This window comes from Cellulosimicrobium composti, assembly GCF_009711085.1.
GTDB classification, from domain to species: domain Bacteria; phylum Actinomycetota; class Actinomycetes; order Actinomycetales; family Cellulomonadaceae; genus Cellulosimicrobium; species Cellulosimicrobium composti.
The window spans coordinates 45150-52794 of sequence record NZ_WMKA01000024.1 but is presented as its reverse complement, the minus strand read 5'-3'; the positions used below and the strand labels follow the sequence as shown (position 1 = coordinate 52794).

General features: G+C 75.8%; 7 protein-coding genes. 3 read left to right on the top strand and 4 right to left on the bottom strand.

Annotated elements, in window-relative coordinates:
* Positions 1–123: 123 nt before the first annotated feature.
* The 3 genes from GJV82_RS11455 to mraZ all read right to left on the bottom strand — a co-directional run bounded on the left by GJV82_RS11455 (position 124) and on the right by mraZ (position 2243).
* Positions 124–573 (bottom strand): hypothetical protein, encoded by a 450-nt coding sequence (locus GJV82_RS11455; RefSeq protein ID WP_024840622.1) that lies wholly within the window; start codon positions 571–573, stop codon positions 124–126.
* The gene (gene rsmH / locus GJV82_RS11450) at positions 570–1631 is read right to left on the bottom strand and encodes a 16S rRNA (cytosine(1402)-N(4))-methyltransferase RsmH (protein WP_155099308.1); all 1062 of its coding nucleotides are present in this window, start codon (positions 1629–1631) and stop codon (positions 570–572) included. The genes GJV82_RS11455 and rsmH overlap by 4 nt, the downstream gene beginning before the upstream one ends.
* Positions 1632–1808: 177 nt before the next feature.
* Positions 1809–2243 carry a division/cell wall cluster transcriptional repressor MraZ gene (gene mraZ / locus GJV82_RS11445; protein WP_031316739.1) on the bottom strand — a complete coding sequence of 145 codons (435 nt, stop codon included), beginning with the start codon at positions 2241–2243 and terminating at the stop codon, positions 1809–1811.
* Between the two features lie 374 nt (positions 2244–2617).
* Here mraZ and GJV82_RS11440 point away from each other — a divergent pair, with 374 nt between their 5' ends.
* Genes GJV82_RS11440 through GJV82_RS11430 form a run of 3 tightly spaced genes read left to right on the top strand, consistent with a single transcriptional unit; the run spans position 2618 to position 7276 of the window.
* Complete coding sequence (locus GJV82_RS11440) at positions 2618–3637, top strand: AAA family ATPase (protein WP_404812967.1); 1020 nt, start codon at positions 2618–2620, stop codon at positions 3635–3637.
* Between the two features lies 1 nt (position 3638).
* Entirely contained in the window at positions 3639–4979 is a 1341-nt protein-coding gene (locus tag GJV82_RS11435) for a DUF58 domain-containing protein (protein ID WP_115942408.1), read from the top strand.
* Positions 4976–7276 carry a transglutaminase family protein gene (locus GJV82_RS11430; protein ID WP_155099306.1) on the top strand — a complete coding sequence of 767 codons (2301 nt, stop codon included), beginning with the start codon at positions 4976–4978 and terminating at the stop codon, positions 7274–7276. Before GJV82_RS11435 ends, GJV82_RS11430 begins: the two co-directional genes overlap by 4 nt.
* Here the strand turns inward: GJV82_RS11430 and GJV82_RS11425 are convergent.
* Positions 7224–7616, bottom strand: a complete 393-nt coding sequence (locus GJV82_RS11425; protein ID WP_024840617.1) for a DUF3040 domain-containing protein — start codon at positions 7614–7616, stop codon at positions 7224–7226. The two genes, GJV82_RS11430 and GJV82_RS11425, sit on opposite strands and share 53 nt — an antisense overlap.
* Positions 7617–7645 lie beyond the last annotated feature (29 nt).

The window sequence follows — 7645 nt, the reverse complement described above, 5'->3', positions numbered from 1 at the left end:
CAGCCGACCGGCCCCCGGACGCGGCGCGGCCCCCCGGCGCGGGCCGGGAGGCCGTCGAGGCGGGCCGCGGCGTGCCGGCCGCGGACGGTGCCCGTCCCGCGCGTCCGGCCCCCGTGCCCCGCGTCACTGCCCGGCCTCCTCCTGCGGGAGACCGAGGACCGCGCCGTCGGACAGCCGCACCATCGCCGGGTCCTCCGCCTCGACCATGCCGAGGGAACGCGCGGTCTCGGGCAGCGAGGCCTTCTGCTCGGCCACCTGGGCCTGCAGGCTCTGCGTGTCCTGCGCCACGCGGCTCACCTCCCGGCGCAGCTCCGACATCTCGTAGGAGTTGCGCGCCATCGTCGTGTTCACCAGGAGAGCACACAGGAGCGCCGCGCCCAGGATCGACATGCAGAGCACGAGGAACGGGATCTTCGACCGCGCCTGCAGCGGCGCACGGACCAGCTCGAGGCGCGAGCGCAGCGCGCGCTCGGACGCGCCCCCGGGCAGCGCCGTGAGGGACGGCCGCGGAGCGGGCGCCGGGCGCGCCGGACGTGCGAGCGGGCGGGCGGCGGTCGACCTCTGTGCGCTCATCGTGTCCTCTTCCCCGGGTCGTGCGGTCGGTCGGTCGTGCGGTACTGCGGGCCGCCGGACGGGCGTCGGGCGGCGGGTCGGCGGTGCGGCGGCGTCGGCCGGGTGCGCTCGGCCGCCCGCAGGCGGACGGACGCCGAGCGCGGGTTCGTCTCGCGCTCGTCCGGGGTCGCCTCCTCGGCGCCGCGCGTGAGGAGCCGCAGGTAGGGCTGGTCCTCGTCGGGCACCACCGGGAGCCCCGGGGGCGCGCTGACCGTCGACCCGGCGGCCAGCTCGCGCTTGACGATGCGGTCCTCGAGCGAGTGGTACGACTCGACGACGACGCGCCCGCCGACGGCCAGGACGTCCACGGCCGCGGGGACCGCGCGCTCGAGCACCTCGAGCTCGCCGTTCACCTCGATCCGCAGCGCCTGGAACGTGCGCTTGGCGGGGTTGCCGCCCGTCTGGCGCGTCGCCGCGGGGATCGAGGCGCGCACGAGGTCGACGAGCTCCGCGCTGCGCTCCCACGGGCGCTGCTCGCGACGCCGCACGACGGCCCGCGCGATGCGCTGCGCGAACCGCTCCTCGCCGTACTCGCGCAGCACCCGCGTGAGCGCGCGCTCGTCGTACGTGTTGAGCACGTCGGCGGCGGTCGGGCCGGTCGTCGGGTCCATCCGCATGTCGAGCGGTGCGTCGTGGGCGTAGGAGAACCCGCGCTCGGCCTCGTCGATCTGCAGCGAGGACACGCCGAGGTCCATGAGCACGCCCTGGACCGGTTCGCCGACGACGTCGGCCACGACGTCGCCGATCTCGTCGTAGACGGCGTGCACGGCCCGGAACCTGTCGCCGAACCGCTCGAGGCGGCGCGACGCGCGGTCGATCGCCTCCGGGTCGCGGTCGATGCCCACGACGCGCGCGGTCGGGACCTGCTCCAGCACGGCCTCCGTGTGCCCGCCCATCCCGAGCGTGCAGTCCACGAGCACCGACCCGGGCTCGGCGAGCGCCGGCGCGAGGAGGTCGACGCAGCGCTGGAGGAGCACGGGGACGTGGCGCTCCGCGGCGTCGTCGGGGGTGCTCGTCATGCGCGTCTCCTCTCCGTGCTGCTCGGTGCCCGGCGACGGGCGTGCTGACCTGCTCGTGCTCCGCGGGCGCCGGGCCCCGTACGGTCAGGTCTCCCTCCGCGTCCTTTCTGGCGCCGGGGAAGTGCGTCAGACCGGGCGGGAGGAGGCCTCACCGTGCGGGCGCGGCGGCGCTCGCCCCTAGAAGCGCAGGTCCGGGAACACCTCCTCGGCGGTGTCGGAGTACGCCGACTCCTGCTCCGCGAGATACGTCTCCCACGCCTGCGCGTCCCAGATCTCGACGCGGGTGCCCGCGCCGATCACCGCGACGTCGCGGTCGAGCCCCGCGTACGCCCGCAAGGGCGCGGGGATCGACACACGACCCTGCTTGTCCGGGATCTCGTCGCTCGCCCCCGAGAGGAAGACGCGCAGGTAGTCCCGGGCCTGCTTGCTCGTCACCGGCGCCTGCCGGATCTGGTCGTACATGCGCCGGAACTCGTCCATCGGCAGCAGGAACAGACAGCGCTCCTGCCCCCGCGTCATGACCAGACCCGGCGCGAGCCGCGACCGGAACTTCGCGGGGAGGATGAGCCTCCCCTTGTCGTCCAGACGCGGCGTGAAGGTGCCCAGGAGCAGGCCGGAGGAACCACCGAGCACGTCGTCCACGAAGCCGGACATGCACCTGGCACCTCCTCTCCTGCTCCCTTCTGCTCCACGGTACTCCACTTCCCTCCACCGCTCTCGGTGAAAGCCCCCGCTTTCACCCGCCTTCGCAGGATCTCCGCAGGTCAGCCGAGTGGAGGGCGGTGGAGGGGAGAGGTACCCACGGCGCGTCGTGCCTCGTGGGAGGGCCCTGGCGCAGCGCCCCCCGGGCGACGGCGCGCGCGGGAGCGTCCCCTGCGGCGTGCCGCCCCGGGCCGCGACGCCGCAGGGCCCGCGGGTCCACTAGGCTCGTCCCACCCGCGGTCTGGCCGGTCCGCGGCCCTGCGCCACCGACGACGGAGGTCCCCGTGCTCCCCGACATCGCCCCTGTCGCGTCCTCCGACGACCCGGGACCCGAGCACCTCGCCGGGCTCGACGAGCTCGTCGAGACCACCGGCCGCATCCGCGAGGGCATCGAGTCGGTCGTCACCGGCCGTCCCGACCTCGTGACGATCACCGTCGCGGTCCTCCTCGCGCAGGGCCACCTCCTCGTCGAGGACGTCCCCGGCGTCGGCAAGACGACGCTGGCCAAGGCGCTCGCGCGCACGATCGACTGCAAGGTCGGCCGGATCCAGTTCACGCCCGACCTCCTGCCAAGCGACCTCACGGGCGTCAACATCTACCGCGCCGCGAACCACGAGTTCGAGTTCCGCCCCGGCCCCGTGTTCTCCAACATCGTCATCGGCGACGAGATCAACCGCGCCTCGCCCAAGACGCAGTCCGCGCTGCTGGAGTGCATGGAGGAGGGCCAGACGACGGTCGACGGGACGACCCACCAGCTCCCGAGCCCGTTCCTCGTCGTCGCGACGCAGAACCCGGTCGAGATGGAGGGGACGTACCCCCTGCCCGAGGCGCAGCGGGACCGGTTCATGGCGCGGCTCACGGTCGGGTACCCCGACGCCGAGGCCGAGCTGCGCATGCTCGACACGCAGGAGTCCGACAACCCGCTCGCCCACCTGCGCCCCGTGACGACCGGCGCGGCCGTCCTGCGGTTCGCCGAGGTCGCCCGGGCGGTGTACGCGTCCCCCGCCGTCAAGCGGTACGTCCTCGCGCTCGTCACCGCGACGCGCGAGCACCCCGGCCTGCGGCTCGGCGCCTCGCCCCGCACGACGCTCCAGCTCCTGCGCGCCGCCAAGGCGCTCGCCGCGATGTCCGGGCGCGACCACGTGCTCCCGGACGACGTCCAGTACCTCGCCGTGCCCGTGCTCGCGCACCGCCTCGTCATCACGACCGAGGCCCGCCTCTCGGGCCAGGACGCCGAGGCCGTCGTCACGTCGATCGTGGCGCAGACGCCGATCCCCGCCCTGGACGCGACCGAGCGACGCTGACGTGCGCGTCCCGTCGTCCCTCGCGCGGCTCCGCACCCGGAGGCGGAGCCTCGCCAGCGCGCGTCTCACGCGCCGCGGCACGGCCGTGCTCGCCGCCGGCGCCGCCCTCGTCGTCGTCGGTGTGACCCTCGGGCTGCCGGACCTCGTCGGTCTCGGCGCCGCCGGGGCGCTGGCCGTCGGCGCCGCGTGGTGCTGGATGGCGGTCCGCCGCATCGACCGCGGGCGCGGCGCGCTGCACGTCACGCGTCGCGTCCAGCCCAACCCGGCGGTGCGCGGCCAGTTCACGACGGCGCGGCTCACCGTCGCGGCGGCGCGCACGACGTCGTCCACGGCGGCGACGCTGTCCCGTCTGCGGATCAGCGAGCAGGCGGCGCACGAGCTGTGCGACCAGGGCTCGCTGCGTGCCCAGGTCGCGACGGTCGGCGACCACATCGCGGTGCGCTACCGGCTGCGGCCGCTGCGGCGCGGCCGGTGGCCGCTCGGCCCCCTGCTCACGACGCGCGTCGACCTGTTCGGGCTCGTGAGCGCGACCCAGGAGCTCGGCGAGCCGACGTCGGTGGCCGTCTGGCCGCGCACCGTGGAGCTCCCCGCGCGCGGCGCGCGCGCGTTCGGCGAGCACGAGCGCTCCGCGTCCGGAGCGCGCCTCGCGTCGAGCGACGACTCCGTGCTGCGCGACTACGTCGCGGGCGACGACCCGCGGCGCGTGCACTGGGCCAGCGCCGCGCGCCACGGCCAGCTCATGGTGCGGGCGGACGAGAGCGCGGGGCTGCCGCCCGTCACGGTGCTCCTGGACCGCGGGCTCCTCCCCCACCCCGAGCTCGCCGCGTCGAGCCAGCGCGCGCTCGCCGACGGCGAGTGGGCCGTCGAGTGCGCCGCGTCGGTCGGCGTCTCGCTGCTCCAGGCCGGGCACCCGGTCCGCCTCGTGCCGTCGTCGCTCGCGCCCGTCGTCTCCGGCACCGGCTTCCGCGTCAACCGCTCCGGCGAGGGCCCGGCGGACCTCCTCGACGCGACCGTCGACCTGCACGGCCACCACGGCGTCGCGGACGGCGACCGCGCGGTCGTCGCGACGGCGGAGGCGCTGCGTCGCGACCGCCGTCCCGGCGAGATCACCGTCGCCGTGCTCGGCCCGCTCGGCTCCGTCGCCCGCCACAGCGTCGCCGCGACCGCCGGCGACGGGCAGCAGCGCGCGCTCGTCGTGAGCGCCCGACCCTGGGCCCCGGAGCACGCCGACGCCCTCGAGACGGTCTCCGCGCTGCGCCGGGCCGGGTGGCACGCCGCGCTCGTCGACCCGTCGATGTCCCTGGAGCACGCCTGGACCCTGCTCGTGGAGGGCACCCGATGACCACCCCCCGCCCGGCCGCCACCGCCCCGGTCGCGTTCCGGGTGCTCGCGACGAGCGTGCTCGTCGCGGTCGCGGTCGTCGCCTCGACGTACGCGCTCGGCAGCGTCATCGGCCCCGGTGGGTGGACCGGGACCGCCGTGCGCGTCGTGACCGTCCTCGCGCTCGTCACCGGGGCGAGCCGCTACGCGCTGGAGCGCGGCCACGCGGCCCGCGGCGAGACGCTCGCGCCGCCGGCCGCCCTGCTCCCGTCGCTCGCGGGCCTCGTCGCCGGGCTCTGGGCCCTCCTCGGGCTGTACGGCGGTCCGACCGACCGGTTCTCGCTGCTCATCGGGCTCTCGAACGTCGACCGGGTCCTGTCCCGGCTCTCCACCGCGCGCGACCTCACGCTCGCCGAGGTCGCGCCGATCGACCCGAGCCTGCCGATCGCCCTCATGGCCGTCGGGGGCGCCGTCGTCGTGTTCCTCGTCGCCGACCTCATGGCTGGAGGTCTGCGGCTCGGCGCGGGCGTCGCGCTGCCGCTCCTCGCGCTGTGGGTCCCCGGTCTCGTCATCATGGGCGAGGTCCCGCCGGTCGCGTTCGTCGTGACCGTGACGGCGCTCGTGCTCCTGCTCGCCGTGGACAACCCGCACCGCACCGTGCGGCGGGGGACGGTCGGCCGACGGGCCGAGGGCCGCGCCGCCGGCGGGCTGCGCGCCGCCGGGGCGCTCGTCGTCGCGCTCGCCGTCGCGGTCACCGCGCTCGGGCTCGGCTCGGCCAGCGCCGTCCTGCCGGAGGTCGCGTCGGCCTCGTGGTCGCGCCTGTTCTCCTCGACGGGCCAGACCGTGCGGCTGTCGGACGACCTCGACATGCGGCGCGACCTCGCCGAGCGCTCGGGCGAGGTCGTCCTGCGCTACCGCACGGACGGCGACGAGGTCGGCCCGCTGCGGGTGTTCACCCTCACCGGGTTCGACGGCACCAACTGGCGCCGCGGCGCCGACCGCGACGGCGACCCGGTCGAGGACGCTCAGCAGCTCCTGTGGCCCGGCGACCCGGCCGCCGTCGAGGAGCCGACGACGGTCCGCGTCACGCTCGAGACGCTGCGCGACACCAAGCTCCCCGTCCCGATCGAGCCGCGCGCCCTCGACATCGACGGGGACTGGTCGTACGACGACGTCCGCGACGAGGTGCTCGGGGACCGGCCGACGGGCGCGGGGACGTCCTACGGGCTCGTCGTCCACCCGCGCCCGCTCGACGCCGACACCCTGCGCGGCGCGACCGGCAGCGACCCGGACGACCCGAACTACCTCGACGTGCCCGCGACCGAGCACGAGCAGGACATCCGCGACCTCGCGACGGAGGTCGTCGCGGGGGCGACGACGCGCTACGACCAGGCGCTCGCCCTGCAGACCTACTTCCGCGACGTGTCGCGCTTCACGTACTCGACCGACGTCCCGGCGGGCGACTCGGGCGACGCCGTCTGGGACTTCCTCCAGGACCGCACCGGCTACTGCGTCCAGTTCGCGACGTCGATGACGATGATGGCCCGCACGCTCGGCATCCCGGCGCGTCTCGGCGTCGGCTTCCTGCCGGGCGAGCGCGTCGACGACACGCGCTTCCAGGTGACGGGCCGCGACTCGCACGCGTGGCCCGAGCTGTACTTCCCCGGGCAGGGCTGGGTGCGGTTCGAGCCGACCCCGGCCCAGCAGACCGGGCCGACGCCGCAGTACGCCACGCCGGTCGCCGTCACGCCGGGCGGCCCCGGCGACCCGGGCAACGTCCCGACGCCGGGCGCCACGACGGCGGCGCCGTCGCCGTCGACGAGCGAGGCGCCCACGGCTCCGGGGACGACCGGGCGGCCCGCGGGCGCGCAGGAGGAGGCGACGCCGTGGACGGTCGTCGCGGGGGTCACGCTCCTCGTCGTGGTCGTGCTGGGGGCGGCCGCGTGGCTCGTGCTGCGGCGGCGCTCGGAGTCGTCGAACCTGCGCGACGCGGAGGACGCGTGGGCGGAGCTGCGGAGCCGGCTCGACGCGCTCGACGTGCGGTGGCCCTCGTCGACGACGCCGCGCAACGTGCCGGCCGCCGTCGTGGCGGCGCTCCGCGACCGCCGTGGCGTGCACCCGCTCGACGACGACGTGGCGGAGGCCGTCGCGGACCTGGCGTCAGCGCTCGAGGTCGAGCGTTACGCGCCGCACCCGCGGGCGGTCGTCCGCGCCGAACGTCTCGAGGAGCGTGTCGGCACGGCGGTGGGTCTGGTGGAGGAGTCGCTCAGCGACCGTCCTGCTCCCGCCGACGGTCCCAGCGCTCTTCCAGTCGGCTGAGGAAGGGCTTGCGGGCGGGCTTGCTCGCCGCAGCGGGGCGGACGGTGCCGTCGGCCTCGACGGTGCCGACCGGGCCCTTGCGCGAGCGCGGTGACTGGAAGACGAGCACCACGCCGGCGAACATCAGGACGAAGCCGATCACGCCGAGCCAGGTCTGCGAGAGCGCGGCTCCCAGCACCAGCAGGAGAAGGCCCCCCACCACCCCGACCCCGGCCAGGACGTAGCGCAGCGCAGAGCGACGTCGAGGGGCCTGGAGCGTGTTCGCCAACCGCGGGTCGTCCGAGGTGAGCGCGCGCTCCATCTGCTCCAAGACCCGCTGCTCGTACTCAGACAGAGGCATGAGCACCCCGTTTCTCCACGGTGGTCGTG